Origin of the sequence: Variovorax sp. DXTD-1 (genome assembly GCF_003984625.1) — a bacterium.
In the GTDB taxonomy this organism is placed as follows: domain Bacteria; phylum Pseudomonadota; class Gammaproteobacteria; order Burkholderiales; family Burkholderiaceae_C; genus Variovorax.
The window spans coordinates 1-20,142 of sequence record NZ_RWKH01000010.1 but is presented as its reverse complement, the minus strand read 5'-3'; the positions used below and the strand labels follow the sequence as shown (position 1 = coordinate 20,142).

Sequence of the window (20,142 nt, the reverse complement as noted above, 5' to 3'; positions counted from 1 at the left end):
ACAGCTTCTTTCTTGTTGTTGTCGTTGTCGTGTCAGAAGCGTTCGTGCGGCGAAAGATAGCGCCACTGCCCGGGCTGCAGCCCCGACAGCGGCACGCGGCCGATGCGGATGCGCCGCATCGCAAGAATGCGCAGCCCTGCGTCATCGCACAGGTGCGCGATTTGCCCAGGCCGCGCGCCCTTCAGCGCAAAGCGCAGGCCGGTCTGCTCGTCGGCTTGGCGGCCGATGCTCACGCGTGCGGGCGAGCGCTCGAAGCGCACCAGCTGCTCGGGGCTGACCGTGCCCGCCACGTCGACCATGACCTCGTGTTCGATCACGCCCGCGTCTTCATGCAGCTTGCGCTCGATGCGCCAATCCTGCGTGTACACGACGAGTCCGCTGGCGCCGGTTTCGAGCGGCGTCATGCAGTTCTGGCCCTTGGCGTGCGCCGGCAGAAAGCGCATGCCGGCGCGCTCGGGCTCGTGATGGTTGGCGGCTACCAGCAGCCGGTGCGCGGTTTCGGTCGGCATGCCGGCCGGCTTGTGCAGCAGCAGCGTGACTGGCAGCACCGGCTCGGGCTTGGCGCCGGCTTCGATCTCGACCTTCTGGTGGTCTTGCACGCGCGACTGCGGCAGCAGCGCCGGCACGCCGTCTACCCGCACCGCGCCGTTTTCGATGAGCAGCTCGGCCTCGCGGCGCGAGCAGCCGGCGATGGCGGCCACGCGCTTGGCAAGGCGAATGCCTTCTTCGCTGGCGCCGGTCATTGGGCGGAAGCCAGTTGCCGGATGCGCGCCACGTGCGCGGCCAGCGAGCGGGCCGCCACGGGCCACATGCGCTCGGGCACGTCGTCATAGGCAAGCGGCAGCCAGTCTTCGGGCGTGCCTTGGGGAAGTTTCTTCATGGCGGATGCAATCTTGGCTTCGCGCTTGAGGCGATGCGCTTTCAGTTGGGCGATGGCGGCACGTGCGTTGCCGATGACGTAGCCGTGCGCCGGCAGGATGAAGTCGATGCCGCCGACTTTGGAGGCCGCGCAGGCCGCGTCGAGCTTGTCCAGCGAATCGAGATACGCGTTCATGTCGCCGTCGGGCGGGTCGACCACGGTGGTGCTGCCGTTCAGGATGTGGTCGCCGGAGAACAGCAGCCCGTCTTCCTCCAGCACCAGGCACAGGTGATTGGCGGCATGGCCGGGCGTGTGAATGGCGCGCAGCGTGTGGGTGATTTTCTGGCCTTCGGCGCCGGTGCCCAAGAGCACCAGGCGCTCGCCGTCGAGCAGCTCGCGCTCGGCGGCAAAGCGCGCGGACGAACGCGCCGTGGGCGCAGAAGAAAGCCCGAGGATCGGCGGCTTCGCCTTTTCGCACAGCGCCTGCAGCGGCGCCGCGCCGGGCGAATGGTCGGCATGCGAATGCGTGCAGACGATCATGCGGATGTCGCCCCGGGTGGCTTGCCAGAGCCGATCGATGTGCGCGGCAATGTTCGGGCCGGGGTCGATCACAAGGTAGCCGGTGGCCGCATCGCCCACGATGTAGCTGTTGGTGCCCGGTCCGGTCATGACGCCTGAATTGGGCGCGGTTAGGCGCTGCACGTTCTTGAGCAGCGGCACCGCGTGCTCGCTCTGCCAGTCGAGCGTGTGCAGCAATTGGCCATCGGGGCACACCAGCGCGAGCTCGCCGTAGGGCGATTCGCCTTCCATGTAGCGCGCATCTTGCCCGCGGAGCAGGCCGGCGCGCGGGCAACTGGTCCACAGCGGCTTTTCGCCGGCGCAGGCTTGCAGCACCGCATCGACCTTGGCGTAGGCCGCCAGCCGCTGCAGCGTGCGCACCGTCGGAAAGATCATGAAGAAGCTGCCCGCCGCGTGGCGCGCCAGCGCGGCGGCCGGCCGCACCCAGCAGGGCTCGAACTGCTCGCTTTCGTCGGCCGTGGGCGTCTGGCCTTCGGGCATGCGTGCCACCAGAAAGGGCACGTCGAAGCGCTTGGGCAAGTCGCGGTCGGTGATCCAGTGCGCAAGGGTGAACACCTGGTCGGACGCGAGCAACAGCCCGCGCTGCTCGCACTGCGCCACAAAGGAAACGGGCGACGTGGTGCTGCGGTCCATCGAGGCGATGTCTTCCGCGCTCACCGGACGGCCGTCGGCATGGCGCGCAAGCAGCACGCCCAGTTCTTCGAAGCCTTCGCGAATGGCCGCAATGGCCTGCGTGAGTTGAAGTCCGCTCTGCGTCGGGCGGCGCGTGGCAATGCGCTGGGCGGCTTCGTCGGCCGCATCGATCTGCCCGCCGGGAAACACATAGGCGCCTGGCGCGAAGCTTGCTGTGTCTGAGCGGCGCGTCATCAGCACTTCGATGCCGGCTTCGGAATCGCGCAGCAGCAGCACGGTGGCTGCCGCGCGCACGGGCACCGGCTCGCGTGCGGGGTGGAGTTGTTGGGTGGGGCGGACCATGCGGCGATTATGGAGAGGTAGCGCGATGCGGGCTCGCCCCGCATAAGCTCATACCGGATCGGGCATGAACCGCGCGCCACAATCCCGGGCTGCACCGCCCGCATCGAGGAAAGACAGTCATGACTCATTCTCCCTTTTCACGTTCCTTCCGGCCCGGCCTGCTGCTGGCCGGCGCCGCCCTGTGCGTGGCCGCGTCGTCCGCCGCCTTTGCGCAAGCCGACTGGCCGCAGCAGCCCGTCACGCTGATCATGGGCTTTCCGGCCGGTTCCGGCGTGGACGTGGTGGCCCGCGCCATCCAGGAGCCGCTTGCCAGGCAGCTCGGCAAGCCCGTGATCATCGACTACAAGTCGGGCGCGGCCGGCAACATTGCCAGCGAATACGTGGCCCATGCCAAGCCCGACGGCTACACGCTCTCCTTTGGTACCGCCGCCACGCACGGCAGCAACGCCGCGCTCTACAAGAAATTACCGTTCGACGTGGAGGCCGACTTCGTGCCCGTGGCGCCGGTGCTCGATGTTTCGAACGTGCTCACCATCAACCCCGAGGTGATCAACGCAAAGACATTGAAGGAGTTCGTCGATCTCGTCAAGGCCAACCCCGGCAAGTACAACTATGCGTCTACAGGCAACGGCGCCGGCACGCACATGGCCTTTGCCGAACTCAATTCGCGCCTTGGCCTGAGCATGGTGCACGTGCCCTACAAGGGCGGGCCCGAGGCCATCACGTCGGTGGTGCGCGGCGAAACCTGCTGCATCATGAACCAGGTGCAGACGGTGCTGCCGCACTACAAGGCGGGCAAGGTGCGCCTGCTGGGCGTGACCACGGCTGCGCCAGTAGCGGCGGTCAAGGAGGTGCCCACCATCGCATCGAGCGGGTTGCCGGGTACGAAGGGTTTCGACAGTTCGATCTGGTTCGGCATCTTTGCGCCCAAGGGCACCGATGCGCAGATCGTCAACAAGCTCAATGCCGCCGTGAAAACGGTGCTCGAACAGCCCGAGATCCGCGAGCGCTTCGAAAGCCAGGGCAATACCGTGCGCATCGAATCGCCCGCGCAGTTCAAGAAGACCGTGCACGACAACCGCGTCAAGTGGGCCGAGGTGGCCAAGGCCGCGAGCATCAGCATCGATTGAGGCCCGGCTAACCTCAGTGCTCGCGTCGATTTTCTTCAGCCTGCGAGCGGTTGCGCTGGCGAGCGCTCCATTGCAACCGGCGAAGTTCTGAACCCCAGCTTGGCAAAGAACTCGGCGGCGCCTGGTCTGCCCGCCCGCAGCACCCATGTGATGCCTGTTTCCGAACCTACGATGTGTTGGACGAGCGCCTGTCCAATGCCTCTCCGGCGGAAGGGCTCGGCGACCACAACCATGGACAGGTAGCCGTTGGACAGGCCGTCGCTGATGGCACGCGCAAAGCCGACGACCTCGTCGTCTGCCACCGCGATCACCGACGTATGCGATGCCGAGATCAGCCGGCCGAGGTACTCGATATCAGCGATCCGGTGGGCCCATCCATTCGCTGAAAGAAGCTTATGAACCGCTTCGAGGTCGGAAGCAGCAACGCTGCGAATTTGCATGTCTTCTGCTCCTCAAAGAACAAGCGGAACGTCTCTCAAGAAAACCGGCAAGTCCATGGTTGGGGGGCGACGCGATGCCTGGTAAAGCATCTGCGCCACATATTCGCGGTGGTAGGTCTTGTGATTCACCACATGGAGCAGCATGTCGCCTCGAGTCATCGCGCCTGAGCCACCATCGACGAATTCGAAGTGCACGGCTTCATCGTGCGCCGTGCCGGAGATCCGGTCGGCATAGTCGATGTACCAGTCGTCGATGAGCGCCTGCGCATTGCAAAGCTCACCAAGGCTTGGCATCACCTCTGTGTTGCGCGAAGTGAAGCCATGGCGTTCTCCTTCGAGGTGAGCCTTCCAGATCAGGTCGACCACATAGGTGTGGTTCAGTGTCTTGATCATGTCGCCTAATGCGGATGCAACGGGCTCGCTTTGCGGCAGCTCGGCCAGTGCGCCGAAGAGGCGCGAGTTTGCCCAAGCCGTGTAGCGCGTGAGCATGCGGATGTTGCGGGTTTCGGTCACGGAGCCTCCATGAGGTGTTCATTTCCCTTTTTGCATCGACTCGTCCAAAGGGATGGAGCACACCGCCAGTGAACGGGCAAGGATGCTGAGACTCACCGACCCTGCCCCGCCCGTTGGGCAAGCCTGAGCACCTGCTGATCTAACCACCCGACGAACTTGTTGCACGCTTCTCGAACGGCCTCCAGCGGCGCCTCTAGAGAAATGTATTGATCTGAGCAAAGGGGTCGGTGTAACACCTTCACGGTTCTTCCATCCGGACAAAAGATGAAAGACTTTCCGCTGTTGTCAAACATCTCACCCCGGTTGATGAGAAAATTGAACTTGCCGTACAGCCGCTCATCCTCGCTCAATTGCGGGAGCGTACGGTCGTCGAAGAGCGCTGCGCCGCGGCGGTAGCCGTACAAGAGCCTATCCAAGTAATCGAACAATTCCACGTCAGCCATGCCGTCGAACTCCCGCTTCCATAAATTCGGCAAGTTGATCGCGAGCTGCTCGAACGCATCACGCGGTAGCCCGCAGTGTGGATTTGCGTAGTTTCCAATGGAGAACCCGCTGATCCAAACGCGCATTCGACCCCATGCTGCGGAGGGCGCTACCAAGTCGGGCTCCACCATCGTTTCGATGGCGAAATGATCTTTGCGGCCAAATAGCATGGTGCTTGAGCCACGAGAGGAAATTTCGGCCTTTCGCTCGATTGCATGGGTCGCGCAGACGTGCTCGACCATGGCTCTGGCGTATCTCACAAACGCAGTCACTTCCACCGCACGATGGGCCAAGTCGTCTTCTGCACAGCCCAAGTAAGCCGCATGCGCTGTCGCCAACACAGGCCGATGCTCGTCGGGCAAGCGCTCAAGAACCCACTCCGCGGCGGCGTTCTTGGAAGTGATCTCACCGGTGGCCGCGCTGAACCATATGCGCGCGAGTGCAAGCACTACGTTGCGCTCGTCGCCTTGCCAATCGGGCTCGTCGTTCCACTGTGCAACAGTGTCCAGCAGGGCCTGCGAGAAGTCGGCTTCAGGCACAGGGTCGAACAATTCCGCGGCAGGTGCACCGGCCACGCACACGCTGTGCTGTCTCACCTTTGTGAGCAATATCGCAAGGTCATGGTCCGGCACGGCCGGCGAGATGATTCCGGCTTGCAACTCCTCGCGAAGCCATTCGCCGAACTGCAGTTCGCGAAGTGGCGGGTATTGCCACGGCACGACTTCGCTCTGAACGACAAGCGTCACTTCGAGGGGGCGCCATGGCCCGTCGACTCCCGGTGCGGCCGAGACGGACAGCAGGTCCATCATCAGCGACCGCCTGACCGGGTCTGTGAGCGCATTGCTCACGGTAACCATCAAGTCGATGTCGCTGAGCGGCTTGAGCCCACCATCGACGGCTGAACCAAACAGGTGGATGGCTTGGAGGTTGTCGGCCAAGTGACGCTCGAGCACGGCTCGCGCTTGCGACAGCTGCGGGGTGATTTCAGCGGGCAGTGACGCAGTCATCAAATCGGCTCTTCTCTTTCATACCGCATAAGCAGCGCAGGCCCATCAGGCGTCATGACTTCGCCAACGTCCTTGAAGCCAACTTTTCTGTAGCACCGTATGGCACGTGCGTTGTCGGGCGAGGGGTCTGTCTGCACCTTCGAAACCCCCGGCTCCTGAAAGAGCCGCTCGACGAAGGCCTTGATCATTGCGGTGCCGAGTCCCTGGTTCAATCGCGCGGCGTCTGCCAGAAACTGGTCGATGCCTCTCGCGCCGGCATCGGTTTCGTCTTCCCACCAGCCGTCTCCGGAGCCTTGCACCACATAGACCTGGATGAACCCGATCGGCTCATCATCAAGGCTGGCGATGAATGCCCTGGTCGAAGACCTGCCGTCGAGGGTGGGCAGGTACTCGTCCTTTATCTCTTCCAGCGTGCTGGGCTCGCTCCACCATTCGGCGACGTGGGGCCGCCGAACCCATTCGTGGAACATCGGAAAGTCGCGCTCTTCCAGTGGCCTGAATGAAAGTGTCTTGGACACGAGCGGGTACTCCTTTTCAAGGTGAGGGCGGGTCTTTACTATAGGGCTCGATTTGGCGTCGACCTGTACCAGGAGTTCACATGAACCGCGCTGCCGTATGCATGCTGCTGGCCAGTGCCCTTGTGCTGGGTTGCGCGCCGGGCTCGGGCCAGACCGATACCGGGTGGGGCGCGCTGCGCAACGGCGACGTCGTTCTGTTCCGGCATGCCGAGGCACCGGGAATCGGAGACCCGCCCGGCATGCGCCTGGACGACTGCAGCACGCAGCGCAACCTCGACGACACGGGCCGCAAGCAAGCGCGCCGCATCGGCGAGCGGTTTCGAGAGCGCGGCATTGCGGTGTCCAGCGTGCTTACGTCCGAATGGTGCCGTGCGCGCGATACCGCCACCTTGGCCTTTCCCGCCATCAAGCCTCGTGTCGACAGTGCATTCAATTCGCTGTTCTCCGATCGATCGCGCGAACCCGAGCAGAGCGAGCGTGCGCGGGCGCTGCTCTTGGCCTGGCGCGGCCCGGGCGTACTCGTGGTGACCACTCACCAGGCCAACATCAGCGCGCTGACGGGCGTGGCGCTGGCGTCCGGCGAAGGCGTGGTCATGCGATCGCGCCAGGGCGCCCTGGCGGTGGTGGGCACGCTACCCACCGACGGGCGGTGACGCCTGGGTCAGGTGAACGCGGCGACCCAATCCCAAACCGTTTCGGGCGCCTCGATCATCACGTTGTGGCTGTGCGGTCCAAGGTCGCGGGCATCGGGGTCGAGCGCGCGGGTCTGCTCCGTCGTGACCAATGCATCGTCGCGCCCCCGGCCAAGGTGAACGGGGCAGCGGGCCAGCGCCATCAGTTCGGATAGCGGAGGTTTGCCGACTGCATTGGCTCGGGGGTCCATCGCCAGGTGCCATCCGTCGGCGTCGCGCTCCACGCCTCTTGCAGCGGCAGCCGCCGATGCATCGGCAATTCCTGCAAGGCCAGAAACCTTCAGGTACCGCTCCCAGGCTTCATCCTCCGTGGAAAACTTCTTTGCGGGCTGCGATGCCAGCGTGTCCATGCGGCGCAGTTCGTCGTCGCTCCATGCCGCCTTGATGCCGGCCCCAAAGACCCGGTGCGGTGCCACACCGAACCAGCCCGTGGCCAGCGCGAGGGCGATCACTCCGCCCAGCGAATGCCCGAGCACCACCAGCCGCCCCGCGGGGTCGACGTGCGGCAGCGCGGCGCGCGCAACGGTTGCGGCGAATTGGCCGATCGCATAAGAGTCTTGCCGGCCGGAGCGGCCGTGGCCGGGCAAATCCAGCGCGAGCCAGCGCCCGGCCCAGCGGGTGCCTGCCGTTTCGCGCATCGGCGACCACACGGCGCCCGTTGCGCCCATGCCATGCAGCATGAGAAGCAGGTCGGGGCCTCCGCCGCCTTGTTCCGCGTAGATGTTCGCTGTTTGCATCGCATCGCTCCTCAGGCGCGGCGCACTTCCATCACGCCATGCTCGCCGGCCTGCTCATAGACCGACGGCACGCGCGCGGCCAGGTGCAAAAGAATGCGGGGCGCCTGCTTCTTGACGGACCACCGCACCAGAATGCCGGCCACCACCAGCGGCCCGCCGATCCACGGATGCCCGGCCAGCGCCGCGGCAATGCCCGGGCCGATGAGGGCGAGTGCCAATGCCGTCGCATGCATGCGGTGCGACACGAAAGGCACCGCCAGCGCGGGGTTGACGATGACGCGAAAGCGCCCCTGCGGCAGCCCCTCGCGGAATTCCTCGAAAGGAATGCGTTCGGCGGTCTCCTGCGTGTCGTTGTGGTGGCTCATGAGCGCATTCTGGCGCCAAATGGCGGTGGGTCGGCTACTGCTGATTCGATGTACCTGATGCGGCTTTTCATCGGCGCTCACCCTTGGAGAGATCAAAGACCTGAATCTCTTCCTAGCGGCCGATCGGGCCGAAGCCGAGGTCTACGCCCGGAGCCTGGTCAGACGCGGTCCGCCGCGCGCGGGCACCGTCATCGCGACCACGCCCGCCACGATGCACGCGAGCCCGGCCCACGCGGTAGGCGAGAGCGCCTCGCCGAGGAACAACACGCCGATCATCACGCCGATGGGCACGCGCAGGTAGGCCTGCGCGGCGGTCGACATCGGCCCGAGCGTCTTGATGAGCCGGAAGTAGATCGTGAAGGCAAAGGCCGTGGAAAGCACCGCGAGCGCCAGCACCGCCAGCACCGAGCCGGCCGAAGGCGCCAGTGTCCACGGCCGGTCGATCGCGAGGCTCGCGGGCAGCAGCATCGCCGCGCCGCAAAGCAGTGAGCCCGCGGCCGGCACCATCGGATCGAGTCCCTTGAACACGCGGCCGAACATGGCGGCGCAGCCATAGCAGACGGCCGCCGCCACCAGCCCGATTTGCCCAACGAGCGAATGCCCGAGGCCGTGCAGCGCCTCGACGCCGACGATCAGGCAGATGCCCGCGAGGCCCGCGCACACGCCGAAGAGGCGGCGCAGCGTCGGCTTCTCGGCGCCGCCCATGCCCAGGCCCAGCAGGAAGATGAAGATCGGCGAGGTCGAGTTGAGGATGGCGGCGAGCCCGGCATCCACGCTGCGCTCGGCCCACGCGATGAGCGTGAACGGCAGCACGCTGTTCAAGCATGCTTGCAGCGCGAAGCGGCGCCACATGGCGGGCTCCCGCGGCAGCCGCACGCCGCGCAGGCGCAGCAGCGCGAGCAGCAGCAGGCCCGCAATCAGCGTGCGCGCCGCGATCAGCGTGACGGGCGGCAGCGTCTGCACGCCGATCTTGATGAAGGTGTACGAGGCGCCCCAGCAGGTGGCGAGCACGGCGAGCAGCATCCATTCGAAAGCGATGCGGGGTGGGGTCGTTGGCATGGTGCGCCGATCATCGAGAGCCTGCGGGAGGAACACTTCGGGCTGCAACGAAACGTGCGCGCCCTCGGCCTACGCAAAAGTCCGCTGTCGGCTGTAGAACGCCGGGCCGGCGCCAGGAGAGTCTTCGCCGCAGACTCAAACTTCGAATGAAAGGCTTTGCATGCGCGCCAACGACAAATCGCTGTCCGGACACGTTGCCGATGAACTGACGCCGCTGGAAATTTCCCAGGCCGTTCTTGAGGGCGAAGAAAACCCGAACACGGCGCGGCCGCTCACGCCGCTCGAACGCGCCGCCACGGGCATCGGAACGGGAAGCGGACAACGCTCGTCGCTCGGCCGCATGCTGTGCAGCCCCGCGGTGGCTTGGGGCGCCGCGGCCGTGGCGGGCCTCGGCCTGCTCGCCGCGCTGGCCTATGCAAAGCGGGAGTCCACGTTCAGGCCTTGACGCCGCCCGCGGCGAAGGCGGGCACGCGGAACCTGCCTCACTACACTGCTGCGGATGAGCCTTCCCACTCCACCGCCTCGCGTGCGAGAAGACCACCTCGTTTGCTACTTCCTGAGCGGCGATGCCATGCGCAGCCGCAGCGTGAGCGATGTGGTGTTGTCAGGCAGGGTCGATGTGCCCGCGCCCCCCGCACGCCTGATTGCAGATTGGGAGCGCGAGGTTTCTTCGCACTTGGCGCTGGAGCCCGGCGACGTGGAGCCGTTGCCCCTGGCGCGGGCCCGGGCGCGCTGGCCCGACTACGCGCGCTGCGTGCAGGCCGCGGCGGAGTGGAGGCGCGCGCTCGGCCTGGGCGACGTGCTCGCGTCGAGCGACGTTGCCCTCATGGCTTGCCGCGGTGCACGCTACCACCACGATGCTGCGCAATACGGCGGTACGGCGTTCTGCAATCTCTTCGTGAGCGAAGACAAGGGGCTGGACGTGCACTTTGCTTCCACGGGCCATCGCATTCCGCTTGCGCGCGGCACGGTCCTGATCTTCGATACCGGCCAGCCTCACGCGGTGGTACCGCGTGGCGGCAGCGGCTTCGATGCGGCCAGCTTCGGACCGGAGAAAGACTGCACCCAAGTGTTCCTTACCTGGGAGCTGCCGATAGAAGATGCCAACGTGGCGCGCGCACTCGGCGTTGCGTTCGACGTCGATCCTTCGACCGCATCGCAACTGCATGAAGAGCAGGTGCGGGTGAAGGGCAAGCGGGCAATCGTGAGCCCTGAATCCGGCCGATGGGCGCCGTTCGACTGAGAAACATCGGCAATGCATTACCAATGCATTACTGATTTGCCTCCAATGCCTACCAAGGTTCGCATCGCTGCTACATCGCGGTGTCATGGCTGCTTCGTACGCTTGATGCCGCCTTGATGCTTTGGCGGCGGAGACACTGCTGGTCATCGAGGCCATTCAAATTGCCTCGGCGAAATCAGGAGTGACTCATCCATGCATTCACGGCTTTTGTATCTGCGCGCGCCGCTCGCGCTGTTGGTCCTCGCTTGCGCGTTGAGCGCATGCGGCGGTGGTGATGGCGGTGGCGGAAGTGGCGGCTTCAGCGCCAGCGCCAGTGCGAAGGACAGCGGCGACAACACGGCCAAGACCGACCCCGCATCGACCACGCCCGACCCGGGCAACAACAGCGAACCCACCGTCAGCTACGCCCCCTGAAGGCGCGCGCATCATCAACACCTGAAACCGACCCACCATGACCACACGTCGCAAGTTTCTACAGAGCGCCACGGGCACCGGCATTGCAGCCGCCACGCTGGCCACCTTTCCGCCCAGCATTCGCCGCGCGCTGGCCATTCCGGCGCACCACGACACCGGCACCATCAAGGACGTGAAGCACGTCGTTCTGCTGATGCAGGAGAACCGCTCTTTCGACAGCTACTTCGGAACCTTCAAGGGCGTGCGCGGCTATGGCGATCGCTTTGCCGTTCCGGCGCCCAACGGCAAGACCATCTTCCACCAGACCTATACCAGGACATCGCCGCCCAGCACCTATGTGCCCTACCGGCTGGACGAGAGCAAGGGCAACGCGCAGCGCGCGGGCAGCACGCCGCACAGCTGGTCCGACTCGCAGGCCGCATGGGACCACGGCCGCATGTTCAAGTGGCCGGACTCCAAGAACCTGCTGTCGATGGGCTACTACGACACCGCCGAAGTGCCGTTCCAGCGCGCGCTGGCCGAGGCCTTCACGCTGTGCGACCACTACCACTGCGGCATGCACACCGGCACCATTGCCAATCGCTTGTTCTACTGGAGCGGCACCAACGGCCCCAACGGCACCAGCCCGGTCGATGGCAGCAAGGTGCAGTTGGCGGTGCTCAACAACCAGTTCAACGCGGGCAACGACATCGGCGCCTCCACCGAAGGCTGGACCTGGACCACCTATGCCGACCGGCTTGAAAAGGCCGGCGTCAAATGGAAGGTCTACCAGAGCCTGATCGACAACTTCGGCTGCAACGAGATGATGAGCTTCAGGCACTGGCGCACCGCCATCGAGCAGATGCCCGAAGCCCGCCGACCGGTGTACGTGCCCGCCACCGACATCACGCAGCCGGTGACCGCCGCGGGGCCGTTTTATGACCCGGCCATCGACGATCCGCTCAGCCCGCTGGCCAAGGGCTTCGGCAACACCATGCCGTATGGCTTTCTCGAAACCTTCCGTGAAGACATCCGCAACGGCACCTTGCCCGCGGTGTCGTGGATCATTTCGCCGTCTGCCTATAGCGAGCACCCCGGCCCCTCGAGTCCGGCCAAGGGCGGCTGGTATGTGCAGGAAGTGCTGGACGCACTCACCTCCAACCCCGAGGTGTGGAGCAAGACCGTGCTGCTCATCAACTTCGACGAGAACGACGGCTTCTTCGACCACCTGCCTTCACCCGCGGCACCATCGCGCAACCCCGACGGAACGCTTGCCGGCGCGACCACCATGGCCGAGGCCGACGTGGCCGTTGAATATCACAACTACACGCCGGCCACGCCGCGGCAGCCCGCCATGGACGGCCGCCCCTACGGCCCCGGCCCGCGCGTGCCGATGTGGGTGGTTTCGCCGTGGAGCCGCGGCGGCTGGGTCAACTCGCAGGTGTGCGACCACACCTCGACGCTCATGTTCCTGGAAAAGTGCTTTGGCGTGGCCGAGCCGCAAATCAGCAAGTACCGCCGGGCCGTGTGCAGCGACCTCACCAGCGCGTTCAACTTCGAGAGGCCCAACGACGAGCCCTTGCCCACCCTGGCAGGCCGCAAGACCAAGGCCGAGGCCGACGCGCTCACCGCTGCGCAGCAGGCCATGCCGAGCATCGTGCCCACGGCCGATGCCGCGTTGCCCGTGCAGGCGACCGGCGTGCGGCCCTCACGCGCGCTGCCCTACGAGCTGCACACCAGCGCCCGCAGCGACTCGCTCAACGGCCGCGTTCAGCTGCTGTTTGCCAACAGCGGCAAGGCGGCCGCCGTGTTCCACGTGTACGACAAGCTGCACCTGTCGGACAGCCTGCCGCGCCGCTACGCGGTCGAGCCCGGCAAGCAGCTCGACGGCTACTGGAACGCCATGACCGACAACGCCGGCCTGTACGACCTGTGGGTGCTCGGCCCCAACGGCTTTCACCGCCAGTTCAAGGGCGACCTGAACCGGCTGCGCGCCGGCGGTGCGGCCGCGCCCGAAATCCGCGTGGGCTACGACGCGCGCCGCGGCGACATCTACCTGCAGATGCGCAACGACGGCCGGCGCGATTGCCGCTTTACCGTGCAGTCGAACAAGGCCTACCCGCGGCCCGATGCCTACCAGGCCGGCGGCAGGGGCCGCCACGAAGACCGCGAAGACGACGACAACGACCGCCGCCGCCATGACAACAACGGAAACAATGCCCACGGCGAGCACGGCGAGCACGGCGAGCACGGCGAGCACGGCAACAACGGCATCTACCGCCCCCATCCCGACGGCTCATGGCGCGTTCGCGTCAAGGGCGGCGGCGACACCGCCATGCGCTGGAGCCTGGACTCCAGCGGCCAGTGGTACGACTTTGTGGTGACCTGCGATGCCGACCCGTCTTTCTACCGGCGCTTTGCCGGCCGCATCGAGACCGGCCGGCATTCGGTGAGCGACCCGGCCATGGGGCTGCCAGACCGCTTCTGACGGCGACCGCCGGGGCCTACGGCAGCAGCCTCGCAACCGAATCCGTGAACGACGGAATATCGGTTTCGGTGTGCGTTGTCGAGTAGGTGGTTTCTTCCACGGTCAGGCCTTGGTACACGCGCCCCTGCAGCCGCCTGAATATCGAGTCGACAGGGCCCGAGTTGCACTCGACCGCGTCGCTGCAGCGCGTAAGAATGAGCGTGGCGGGCAGGGGCCTGCCGTTGAGCGCGTCGTGCATCTGCTGCTCGAGGTTCTCGTACTCCGGCCCCTGGTGCGCATACGCGCCTTCGAACGACAGGAAGTGCGAGAACGTCAAGCTGCCCGCCGCCCCTTCGAGAAAGAGCGCAATGCCGGCCATGCTCCCGCTCAGCGACAGGCCGGTGAGCATGCGCCTGCCTGTGTCGGCGCGGTACTTCGCTTCGATGAACGGCACCAGCTCCTGCGTCAGAAAGTCGTGGTACGCCCTGGCGCCGGGCAGGGTGTAGTCCTGCTCGCGGCGCGACGTGCCACCAATGCCGACCAGGATCGCCTGCGTTCCGCGGCTGTCGAGAATGTCTCTGAAGTTGGAAAAGCGCGTGCCCGGCGGGTTGAACACCGCATCGCCATCCATCGCGTAGATGATCGGGTAGCGCGTTGAGCTGCCGTCGTAAGAAGCGGGCAGGTAGATCTCCAGCGGATAGCTTGCGCCGGTCTTGGCCGAGGCAATGCTGTCGGAAACCACGCGGCTGGTGGCCGGAGGCGGATCGACCGGCTCAGCGGGCGGAGGCGGTGCCGCGGGAGTGTCTGGCGCGGGTGGGGGCGGTGACGGAGGCGCGGCAGGTGTATCGCTCGGTGGCGGTGCGGTACCCACTGCGGCAATGGGGAACGCGGCGCCACCACCACCGCCGCCCCCGCCCCCGCCGCCGCAGCTCGACATGCCGAACACCAACGCCCAGCCCCCGACGAATACGAACGCGCGCAGCGCTCGTCCAAGTTGCCGCATTGCAACTCCTCGATCGATTGTGGTTGCAGAGAAATGCCGTCAGTTGCCACGTCGACAAAGCGCGCGCGCAAGCCAATACAGCCCCGCTTCAGAATGCCACAGGGGCCCGCCGCTGCGGGCCGTTCGAGGGGTAGCTCAGGCCTGAAACACTCGTATCAATCCCATGCAGGCGAAAGGCCCGCGGGGTCGGTCAGCCGCTCGCCGCGGTCGCGCCCATGAACTCCGCCACCGGCACTGCGCTGCCGGGCGAAGGCCAATGGATGAGCGTCAGTCGACATGGTCTGTACACAGTCTGGCGAGGCTTTCTTTCAGGCTGGGCACCGGCTTGCCTTTCGCGTGGTTGTCCTCCGTCCAGATATTGATCGCTGGCTTTTGCGCCTGCGGGCCGCTATTGCATGGCGCTTGATCGAGCCGCGGCTGCCGCTCGCTCTCACATGAACCGCAATCCTCGGCTGAGTTGCATTGAGGCGACGGCGGGCTTCGGCGGTTCACCCAGTTCCGTGAGCCAGGCGCGTCCTTCGTCGGTAATGCGAACCACGGTAACCAGCCGCGGCGAAGCGTATCGGACCGTGGGATGAAGGGCGGGAATGTGGGCGTCGATGAGGCCGGCCGCCGAAAGCACCGAAACATGCCGGATTTCTTCCGGCTCCGCGACCCGCACGGGGAGCTTCTCATGCTGCAGCCGCACCAGGAACGAGAGCGGCATTCGACCTTCCGGCCGATTGGCGCCTGGGTCGTGCCGCGTCGGTTGGGTCTGAATGGGCTTGCCATCGACAGGACTCAATGTCATGGTGTCTCCTTTGATGAGGTACCTGGCGGGGCAATGCGCATGCCTGCGGCCTGGCGCCGCTGCGCCCCGACGAAGCGCCAGCGGAGACGCCCGTCTAACGATCCAAGGGGCCGAACGCTGTGGTGCCGGTGTGCGGCCGTGACAGGTAGTCGTCGATCCAGTGGCGGGCTTTGACCGCCAGCAAGCGGCGCGCTTCGTCTTCCGACTTCACGCCGGCGACGACAAGACGGCAGACACTTTGAGAGAGGCGTTGATCGGACCGTTCTGTCTCGGCGTCCTCGCCGGCTTGAGGAACTTTGCCGACATGAAAGGAGTGCCCGTCGGTCTAACTTTGGTTCTCAGGGCCACAGCGGCGACTTCTCTTCATCAAAAAAAATAGCAATGGGCAAAGGCACGTATGAGCGCAGCACCCGCCACAGAACCGACTCACCGAAAGCGGCTTCTCGCACTTCGGTCAAGGAACAGATGACGAAGCGAGATGCGGACCTGGCGCTGGCAATGGAATCGCTAGAGGCTGTTGCACAGGACGTCGCCGCGAGCATTGCCCAATTTGCGGAATCGGCAATTCCAGGAACGAAGGTGTTGAGCCTGCCTGCTGCGCCAGGGCGCGATCGAGGCTTTCCTAAGGAGTTCGGATTGGCCGGGGACATCGGTCGCGTGGTCTATCGCTTGAAGTTGCTGCAAGCTGCAATCGACAAGGCGACCCGTCGCCACCGACGGAGCAATGCTGTGAAGGCGCAGCACCCCGGAATCCCAGGGTGAGCGCTGGCTCGCAAATGGCGGCTTAATCCGGCAAGAGGTGTGAGGCCATTGCCGGCGCAACGACTACAACGGCGCCTCTCGCCCTAAACTCCTCACTCATGACCGCCACCATCGCTTGCATCCACGTTGCCTTGGCTGCGCTGCTTCTCGCAGCGGCCTATGCCCGTGCGGCCGCAAAGAAGGTGCGTCGTCAGCTGACGCCCGCACATTCCTAAGCCCGGCGGTCCGCTCTCTCCCCTTTCAGCGCAACCATCCACCGCCGGGCACAAAGCCTCGCGCGGTAGCGGTCGCCGTCCCCATCGGACGACGCTCGCATTCGATGGAGTGCGTCAATGCATGCAACGATTCACGGCGAGCGCACGCTCACCGACCTTGACTTCGCCCGCCTGAGCAAACTGCTCGGGCGCGAGCTTCCGCCAAGCCTGGCCGACCTGTTGGCAATCGCCGAAGTGACGAGCTCGCGCGCGGTGCCACCCAATGTGGTGACGATGTACTCGCGAGTGGAACTCGTCGATCTGCACACCGCGCGGCGTCAAACGCTCACTGTGTGCTACCCGGGCGATGCCGCGGCGGCGGCCGGTTTTATCTCGGTGCTCTCTCCGGTTGGCGGCAGCCTGCTGGGGCTGAAGGTCGGCGACATTGCGAAATGGCTGACGCCGAACGGCGACAGCTGCGCTGCTGAAGTCGCGGCGATTCTCTTCCAGCCCGAGGCCGCTGGCGACTACCAGCGATAGATGCCCGGCTCGAGGTGGAGCTCCCGCGCGGGCGCCGAGTGCGCGCTGGCGCACCGCAAACGCCAGGCTGCCTTACGACAACCCTACGCCCGAAACCAGATCTTGAGTGTTACGTAGACTGCATAGCCTAGGCCAAGGACCATCCACGCAAGGAAGAACATGTTGGCCCAGTAATCGCCAGTATTCGCCGCCAGGGTGTAGACCTGCATCCTGCACGCCTTGCCGACGCATGGCACCTCGCCTCGCACGAGTGCGCGCAAAAACTCAAACAGGAAGTAGCAGACTCCGGCAGCAGTCATGAGCAATCCCACCGGCCCTACAAGGCCTTCGGTGCGCTCGCCCTTCTCATTCCAACGCTCTTTTTGAAGCAAGTTTTGCCCGTACTTGTACCAGGCAAATCCGAGCATGAGCATCAGTGAGTAGTAAATGGCGGTGCGCATGTCATTGAGTCGTCGTGCTGTGATGAAGAAGAGCGTTGACAAGATGGTATCCGAGCAACGAAAGGGCGACCGATTTCCCCAAATCGTGGGGGCCGCCTGGAGAGCGCGAACCAGGACCAGTGGCTCTTGCGGCTCTGCGGCCTATGCGATCTGTCGAGCACAAGAATGCCATTGTTGCGTCACCGACTCGGGCAGCTCCAGGCCGGCGGCAAGCATGCGCTTGGGGCTCATGCGTACTCGCGCTGCACCGCATGCAAGAACCCCAGCGGATCGGCCAGCAGCGAGGCCGCCAGAAAGCTCGGCCGCAGGTTGATCGACGCGAGCTCTGCGAGCGCGAACCAGCGGCCCGGCGCACGGTGCACGAGCAGGTGACCGGCATCGAGCACGATGGCCGCGGCACGGACCTGGAAGCTGACCGTGAAGATGGACCGAAATCATGGGGGCTGCTCGATCGTTTGCAGTGGGGACTCGCGCAAGTTTGCACCATCGAGCAGCGCAGCCCCCAGCGCGCGCTAGCCAGAATGCGGCCAAGAGCGCGCGCTGCTCCGCTCACTGCGGCCGGCAGTCATAGTGCAACGCCACGGTGTGCGACCCTGGCAGGCGGTTCTGGCCCAGCAGCTTCCAGCTCTGCGCCAGGCCGGGCTCGAAGGTGGGTACACCCTCACCCAGCAGCACGCTACCCACCAGCAGATGCAGTTCGTCGACCAGCCGCCGTGCCAGAAGGTCGTTGTAGAGCACGTGGCTGCCGTAGATCAGCAGGTCGGGGCCGGGCGCGGCTTTGAGTTGGCTGATGCGTGCCGGGGCTTGGGCCCGGCTGACCACTTCGGTATCGGCCCAGGGCGACTCGGGGCGCACGACGAGACGGTCGCTGACGAGCACTTTGCGTGCTGCCGCCACACGCTCGGCGATCTCGCGCTGCACCGGTTCACTGTCGGGCCCGCGGTCGACGTTGGGCCAATAGGCCTCGAACATCGGGAAGGTGGCCGCGCCAAAGAGCAGCGTGCCGGCGCGGCGCATGCAGTCGAGGTTGTGGACACTGAAGGCGGCATCCATCGGCAGGCCGGCGAGCGCGCCGCCCGGGCCGGCGCAGTAGCCGTCTAGTGAGCTGAGGATGCTGACGATGAGCTTGGCCATGAAGAGGTCTCCTGGAGTTGTGCCACGCCGCCGGCCCTTCCGGGGCGTGTCATCTACTTGGAGACAGGGCGAAGGCCAAACTCATCGGCTCCGGCAGCCGCATCAGCAGATAAGTTCGTCGGCCATGCCGAAGCGCCGACAAACTGCCGGGTCGATGAAGCTGTCGATGGATTCGATCAACCCACCGCGCAGGCGCAGCAGCATCACCCCGCCTGGCGTGAAGCGCTCGGCGCCCGCGTGCTGCATGTAGCAGGCAAAGCCGGGTTGGCCGTTGGCGCGCAGGGGATGCAGACGCCATGGCGTCTGGAACACGCGCTCGGCAAAGAACATCATCGCGAAGCGGCGGCCGTTGAACCAGGCAGGCAGCGGCGGCATGGTGAATCGCGCGTCCTCGGCCAGCAGGCTGGCCAGGGCTGCGACATCGCGGCGCTCCCAGGCGCTGACGAAGCGTTGCAGCAGGCTATCGACGCCTTGCGCCCCGAGTGCCTGCGCGTCGGCCGCCGGTGCGCGCTCCTTCATCGTCTTCTGCGCGCGCTGCAGTGCGCTGTTGACCGACGCCACCGAGGTGCCGAGCATCTCGGCCGTTTCGGCTGCCGAATACTCCAGCACCTCGCGTAGCAGGAGCACGGCGCGCTGCGTGCCGGGCAGGTGCTGCAGCGCGGCCACGAACGCAAGGGCGACCGACTCGCGCCCTTGCAGTGTGGTGGCCGGATCTTCATGATTGCCGATCCACTCGGCATCGGGCAAGGGTTCCAACCACACCGGCCCGGCCACTGGCTCACCCAGTTCGGTCGTGGCCTGCAGCGGCGCGCCATGGTCGGGCGATGTCATGCGGCGTGGACGCTGCGAGGTCATCCGCAGGCATACGCGGGTGGCAATGCGGTAAAGCCAGGTGCCGAGCGTGCTGCGCGACTCGAAGCCGGCCAGGCCGCGCCAGGCGGCAAGCAGGGTCTCCTGAAGCGCATCGTCTGCATCGAAGGGGGAGCCCAACATTCGATAGCAGTGAGCATGAAGCTGGCGACGATGGGGCGCCACCAGTTGGTCGAAAGCAGCGGTGTCGCCGGCACGTGCACGCGACAGGCACTCGGCTTCCGCAACAAGGTCGGGCGCAGGGGACATGGCGCATTCTGGCGCACCACACGAGGTGACGGGCACTGTCGGGCCAGAAGCGACTGGATGCCCATTCGCCGGCGCAACTTGACTGGCAGAATTCAGCGGCCAGGAGCGGAAGTACGATTCAGACGCCGAGCGCCTGGTCTGCCGTTTTTCAATGCCATTGCCCGCGTTGCCTGACCCGCCCCCACTCACCAACGGATGACAATGACCGAAACGACCAAAGTCAAAGGCCCCGCTTCGTACTTTCCTTCAATTGAAAAGACCTATGCGAAGCCAATCGCCTACTGGATGAATGTTCTTCAGGATGCAGGTCCTCTCAAACACATGGACCTCGTGAACCGGCTCAAGACGGAGCATCAGATCGGTCACGGACACGCTAACGCGCTGGTGGCGGCATTCCTGACGAAGAAATAAAAAGTCGGCACTCGAACGGCGCGGAGCACGCTGCCCTTGGAGACTCGGGTAACGGGGCGTGAGCCTGACTCTCGATCTCTGCGTGTCCGAGTACGCTCTTCGTCGCAAGCGGGTTTCACCCGTTTACGCGGTGCGCATACATAGGAAGGATTTGTCTTCTAAACAAACAGATGGAGACAAAATGACCGTTACACGGCGCCAGCTTGCCTTGTCCGCCTTTGGGACCGCCTTCCTTGCCGGATGTACAAGCGTGCCGACCATGCCACCTCCGGCAGTGTCTTCAGACCGA

Annotated in this window: 23 protein-coding genes and 2 pseudogenes; 9 read left to right on the top strand and 16 right to left on the bottom strand. The window is 65.3% G+C overall.

Translation table 11 applies throughout. From position 1 onward, the window contains the following. Positions 1 to 32: 32 nt before the first annotated feature. Together EJI00_RS11230 and EJI00_RS11225 are read right to left on the bottom strand one after the other, a co-directional pair. A complete protein-coding gene (locus tag EJI00_RS11230; RefSeq protein ID WP_126747545.1) occupies positions 33 to 743 on the bottom strand; it encodes an RNA pseudouridine synthase in 711 nt (236 codons plus the stop codon). After that, a complete protein-coding gene (locus tag EJI00_RS11225) occupies positions 740 to 2,413 on the bottom strand; it encodes an MBL fold metallo-hydrolase (RefSeq protein ID WP_126747544.1) in 1,674 nt (557 codons plus the stop codon). Before EJI00_RS11225 ends, EJI00_RS11230 begins: the two co-directional genes overlap by 4 nt. A 119-nt stretch (positions 2,414 to 2,532) precedes the next feature. Between EJI00_RS11225 and EJI00_RS11220 the strand changes: the two genes are divergently transcribed. Next, the gene (locus EJI00_RS11220; protein ID WP_185868116.1) at positions 2,533 to 3,543 is read left to right on the top strand and encodes a tripartite tricarboxylate transporter substrate binding protein; all 1,011 of its coding nucleotides are present in this window, start codon (positions 2,533 to 2,535) and stop codon (positions 3,541 to 3,543) included. A gap of 35 nt (positions 3,544 to 3,578) precedes the next feature. On the opposite strand, the gene EJI00_RS11215 is transcribed toward EJI00_RS11220, so the two are convergent. The 4 genes and pseudogenes from EJI00_RS11215 to EJI00_RS11200 form a co-directional block, all read right to left on the bottom strand. Further along, the gene (locus EJI00_RS11215; protein ID WP_126747543.1) at positions 3,579 to 3,983 is read right to left on the bottom strand and encodes a GNAT family N-acetyltransferase; all 405 of its coding nucleotides are present in this window, start codon (positions 3,981 to 3,983) and stop codon (positions 3,579 to 3,581) included. Between the two features lie 12 nt (positions 3,984 to 3,995). Then, positions 3,996 to 4,496, bottom strand: coding sequence for a DinB family protein (locus tag EJI00_RS11210; protein WP_260590679.1), 501 nt, complete (start codon positions 4,494 to 4,496; stop codon positions 3,996 to 3,998). A 710-nt stretch (positions 4,497 to 5,206) separates the two neighbouring features. Further along, positions 5,207 to 5,986, bottom strand: a pseudogene (locus EJI00_RS25390) (AadA family aminoglycoside 3''-O-nucleotidyltransferase); the annotation flags it as partial. Beyond that, positions 5,986 to 6,504 (bottom strand): GNAT family N-acetyltransferase, encoded by a 519-nt coding sequence (locus EJI00_RS11200; RefSeq protein WP_260590678.1) that lies wholly within the window; start codon positions 6,502 to 6,504, stop codon positions 5,986 to 5,988. The pseudogene EJI00_RS25390 and the gene EJI00_RS11200, both read right to left, overlap by 1 nt. 80 nt (positions 6,505 to 6,584) lie before the next feature. Here EJI00_RS11200 and EJI00_RS11195 point away from each other — a divergent pair, with 80 nt between their 5' ends. Then, positions 6,585 to 7,157, top strand: coding sequence for a histidine phosphatase family protein (locus tag EJI00_RS11195; protein ID WP_126747541.1), 573 nt, complete (start codon positions 6,585 to 6,587; stop codon positions 7,155 to 7,157). An 8-nt stretch (positions 7,158 to 7,165) separates the two neighbouring features. Here EJI00_RS11195 and EJI00_RS11190 read toward each other — a convergent pair whose 3' ends face one another. The 3 genes from EJI00_RS11190 to EJI00_RS11180 all read right to left on the bottom strand — a co-directional run bounded on the left by EJI00_RS11190 (position 7,166) and on the right by EJI00_RS11180 (position 9,357). Then, positions 7,166 to 7,933: an alpha/beta fold hydrolase gene (locus tag EJI00_RS11190; protein WP_260590676.1), complete on the bottom strand. Its 768-nt coding sequence runs from the start codon at positions 7,931 to 7,933 to the stop codon at positions 7,166 to 7,168. A gap of 11 nt (positions 7,934 to 7,944) precedes the next feature. Beyond that, entirely contained in the window at positions 7,945 to 8,298 is a 354-nt protein-coding gene (locus EJI00_RS11185) for a hypothetical protein (RefSeq protein WP_126747540.1), read from the bottom strand. Positions 8,299 to 8,439: 141 nt separating this feature from the next. Continuing rightward, positions 8,440 to 9,357 (bottom strand): DMT family transporter, encoded by a 918-nt coding sequence (locus EJI00_RS11180; RefSeq protein WP_126747539.1) that lies wholly within the window; start codon positions 9,355 to 9,357, stop codon positions 8,440 to 8,442. A 160-nt stretch (positions 9,358 to 9,517) separates the two neighbouring features. Here EJI00_RS11180 and EJI00_RS11175 point away from each other — a divergent pair, with 160 nt between their 5' ends. From EJI00_RS11175 to EJI00_RS11160, 4 genes are all read left to right on the top strand, one after another. Next, positions 9,518 to 9,802 carry a hypothetical protein gene (locus EJI00_RS11175; RefSeq protein WP_126747538.1) on the top strand — a complete coding sequence of 95 codons (285 nt, stop codon included), beginning with the start codon at positions 9,518 to 9,520 and terminating at the stop codon, positions 9,800 to 9,802. A 54-nt stretch (positions 9,803 to 9,856) separates the two neighbouring features. Continuing rightward, entirely contained in the window at positions 9,857 to 10,600 is a 744-nt protein-coding gene (locus EJI00_RS11170) for a hypothetical protein (RefSeq protein ID WP_126747537.1), read from the top strand. Positions 10,601 to 10,792: 192 nt separating this feature from the next. Further along, on the top strand, positions 10,793 to 11,014 hold the full coding sequence (locus EJI00_RS11165; RefSeq protein ID WP_126747536.1) for a hypothetical protein: 222 nt from the start codon (positions 10,793 to 10,795) through the stop codon (positions 11,012 to 11,014). Between the two features lie 37 nt (positions 11,015 to 11,051). Then, positions 11,052 to 13,481, top strand: a complete 2,430-nt coding sequence (locus EJI00_RS11160) for a phosphocholine-specific phospholipase C (protein ID WP_126747535.1) — start codon at positions 11,052 to 11,054, stop codon at positions 13,479 to 13,481. A 16-nt stretch (positions 13,482 to 13,497) separates the two neighbouring features. Here the strand turns inward: EJI00_RS11160 and EJI00_RS11155 are convergent, their stop codons facing one another. The 3 genes and pseudogenes from EJI00_RS11155 to EJI00_RS11145 all read right to left on the bottom strand — a co-directional run bounded on the left by EJI00_RS11155 (position 13,498) and on the right by EJI00_RS11145 (position 15,253). Then, positions 13,498 to 14,463: an alpha/beta hydrolase gene (locus EJI00_RS11155; RefSeq protein WP_126747534.1), complete on the bottom strand. Its 966-nt coding sequence runs from the start codon at positions 14,461 to 14,463 to the stop codon at positions 13,498 to 13,500. Positions 14,464 to 14,665: 202 nt separating this feature from the next. Then, positions 14,666 to 14,820: pseudogene (gene dkgB / locus EJI00_RS25385) on the bottom strand (2,5-didehydrogluconate reductase DkgB); the annotation flags it as partial. Positions 14,821 to 14,893: 73 nt separating this feature from the next. Next, positions 14,894 to 15,253: a hypothetical protein gene (locus EJI00_RS11145; protein ID WP_260590700.1), complete on the bottom strand. Its 360-nt coding sequence runs from the start codon at positions 15,251 to 15,253 to the stop codon at positions 14,894 to 14,896. Between the two features lie 381 nt (positions 15,254 to 15,634). On the opposite strand from EJI00_RS11145, the gene EJI00_RS11140 reads away from it, so the two are divergent. Both EJI00_RS11140 and EJI00_RS11135 read left to right on the top strand, forming a co-directional pair. Further along, complete coding sequence (locus EJI00_RS11140; RefSeq protein ID WP_126747533.1) at positions 15,635 to 16,015, top strand: hypothetical protein; 381 nt, start codon at positions 15,635 to 15,637, stop codon at positions 16,013 to 16,015. A 332-nt stretch (positions 16,016 to 16,347) separates the two neighbouring features. Beyond that, positions 16,348 to 16,749, top strand: a complete 402-nt coding sequence (locus EJI00_RS11135) for a GreA/GreB family elongation factor (protein ID WP_126747532.1) — start codon at positions 16,348 to 16,350, stop codon at positions 16,747 to 16,749. 83 nt (positions 16,750 to 16,832) lie between these two features. Here the strand turns inward: EJI00_RS11135 and EJI00_RS11130 are convergent, their stop codons facing one another. The 4 genes from EJI00_RS11130 to EJI00_RS11115 all read right to left on the bottom strand — a co-directional run bounded on the left by EJI00_RS11130 (position 16,833) and on the right by EJI00_RS11115 (position 19,442). Then, positions 16,833 to 17,189, bottom strand: a complete 357-nt coding sequence (locus tag EJI00_RS11130) for a hypothetical protein (protein ID WP_126747725.1) — start codon at positions 17,187 to 17,189, stop codon at positions 16,833 to 16,835. Positions 17,190 to 17,416: 227 nt separating this feature from the next. After that, complete coding sequence (locus EJI00_RS11125) at positions 17,417 to 17,575, bottom strand: hypothetical protein (protein ID WP_260590675.1); 159 nt, start codon at positions 17,573 to 17,575, stop codon at positions 17,417 to 17,419. A gap of 163 nt (positions 17,576 to 17,738) precedes the next feature. Beyond that, complete coding sequence (locus EJI00_RS11120; protein WP_126747531.1) at positions 17,739 to 18,323, bottom strand: dihydrofolate reductase family protein; 585 nt, start codon at positions 18,321 to 18,323, stop codon at positions 17,739 to 17,741. A 102-nt stretch (positions 18,324 to 18,425) separates the two neighbouring features. Continuing rightward, entirely contained in the window at positions 18,426 to 19,442 is a 1,017-nt protein-coding gene (locus EJI00_RS11115) for an RNA polymerase subunit sigma-70 (protein ID WP_126747530.1), read from the bottom strand. A gap of 201 nt (positions 19,443 to 19,643) precedes the next feature. On the opposite strand from EJI00_RS11115, the gene EJI00_RS11110 reads away from it, so the two are divergent. Beyond that, positions 19,644 to 19,853 carry a DUF4287 domain-containing protein gene (locus EJI00_RS11110; RefSeq protein ID WP_126747529.1) on the top strand — a complete coding sequence of 70 codons (210 nt, stop codon included), beginning with the start codon at positions 19,644 to 19,646 and terminating at the stop codon, positions 19,851 to 19,853. Positions 19,854 to 20,142 lie beyond the last annotated feature (289 nt).

Excerpts from the sequence above, each read along its gene's own strand:
- EJI00_RS11215 (WP_126747543.1), bottom strand. The coding sequence starts at position 3,983 with ATGCAAATTCGCAGCGTTGCTGCTTCCGACCTCGAAGCGGTTCATAAG.
- EJI00_RS11140 (WP_126747533.1), top strand. The coding sequence starts at position 15,635 with ATGGGCAAAGGCACGTATGAGCGCAGCACCCGCCACAGAACCGACTCA.
- EJI00_RS11190 (WP_260590676.1), bottom strand. The coding sequence starts at position 7,933 with ATGCAAACAGCGAACATCTACGCGGAACAAGGCGGCGGAGGCCCCGAC.
- EJI00_RS11130 (WP_126747725.1), bottom strand. The coding sequence starts at position 17,189 with ATGCGCACCGCCATTTACTACTCACTGATGCTCATGCTCGGATTTGCC.
- EJI00_RS11120 (WP_126747531.1), bottom strand. The coding sequence starts at position 18,323 with ATGGCCAAGCTCATCGTCAGCATCCTCAGCTCACTAGACGGCTACTGC.
- EJI00_RS11155 (WP_126747534.1), bottom strand. The coding sequence starts at position 14,463 with ATGCGGCAACTTGGACGAGCGCTGCGCGCGTTCGTATTCGTCGGGGGC.
- EJI00_RS11180 (WP_126747539.1), bottom strand. The coding sequence starts at position 9,357 with ATGCCAACGACCCCACCCCGCATCGCTTTCGAATGGATGCTGCTCGCC.
- EJI00_RS11185 (WP_126747540.1), bottom strand. The coding sequence starts at position 8,298 with ATGAGCCACCACAACGACACGCAGGAGACCGCCGAACGCATTCCTTTC.
- EJI00_RS11195 (WP_126747541.1), top strand. The coding sequence starts at position 6,585 with ATGAACCGCGCTGCCGTATGCATGCTGCTGGCCAGTGCCCTTGTGCTG.
- EJI00_RS11160 (WP_126747535.1), top strand. The coding sequence starts at position 11,052 with ATGACCACACGTCGCAAGTTTCTACAGAGCGCCACGGGCACCGGCATT.
- EJI00_RS11135 (WP_126747532.1), top strand. The coding sequence starts at position 16,348 with ATGCATGCAACGATTCACGGCGAGCGCACGCTCACCGACCTTGACTTC.
- EJI00_RS11165 (WP_126747536.1), top strand. The coding sequence starts at position 10,793 with ATGCATTCACGGCTTTTGTATCTGCGCGCGCCGCTCGCGCTGTTGGTC.
- EJI00_RS11230 (WP_126747545.1), bottom strand. The coding sequence starts at position 743 with ATGACCGGCGCCAGCGAAGAAGGCATTCGCCTTGCCAAGCGCGTGGCC.
- EJI00_RS11220 (WP_185868116.1), top strand. The coding sequence starts at position 2,533 with ATGACTCATTCTCCCTTTTCACGTTCCTTCCGGCCCGGCCTGCTGCTG.
- EJI00_RS11145 (WP_260590700.1), bottom strand. The coding sequence starts at position 15,253 with ATGACATTGAGTCCTGTCGATGGCAAGCCCATTCAGACCCAACCGACG.
- EJI00_RS11115 (WP_126747530.1), bottom strand. The coding sequence starts at position 19,442 with ATGTCCCCTGCGCCCGACCTTGTTGCGGAAGCCGAGTGCCTGTCGCGT.
- EJI00_RS11110 (WP_126747529.1), top strand. The coding sequence starts at position 19,644 with ATGACCGAAACGACCAAAGTCAAAGGCCCCGCTTCGTACTTTCCTTCA.
- EJI00_RS11170 (WP_126747537.1), top strand. The coding sequence starts at position 9,857 with ATGAGCCTTCCCACTCCACCGCCTCGCGTGCGAGAAGACCACCTCGTT.
- EJI00_RS11225 (WP_126747544.1), bottom strand. The coding sequence starts at position 2,413 with ATGGTCCGCCCCACCCAACAACTCCACCCCGCACGCGAGCCGGTGCCC.
- EJI00_RS11175 (WP_126747538.1), top strand. The coding sequence starts at position 9,518 with ATGCGCGCCAACGACAAATCGCTGTCCGGACACGTTGCCGATGAACTG.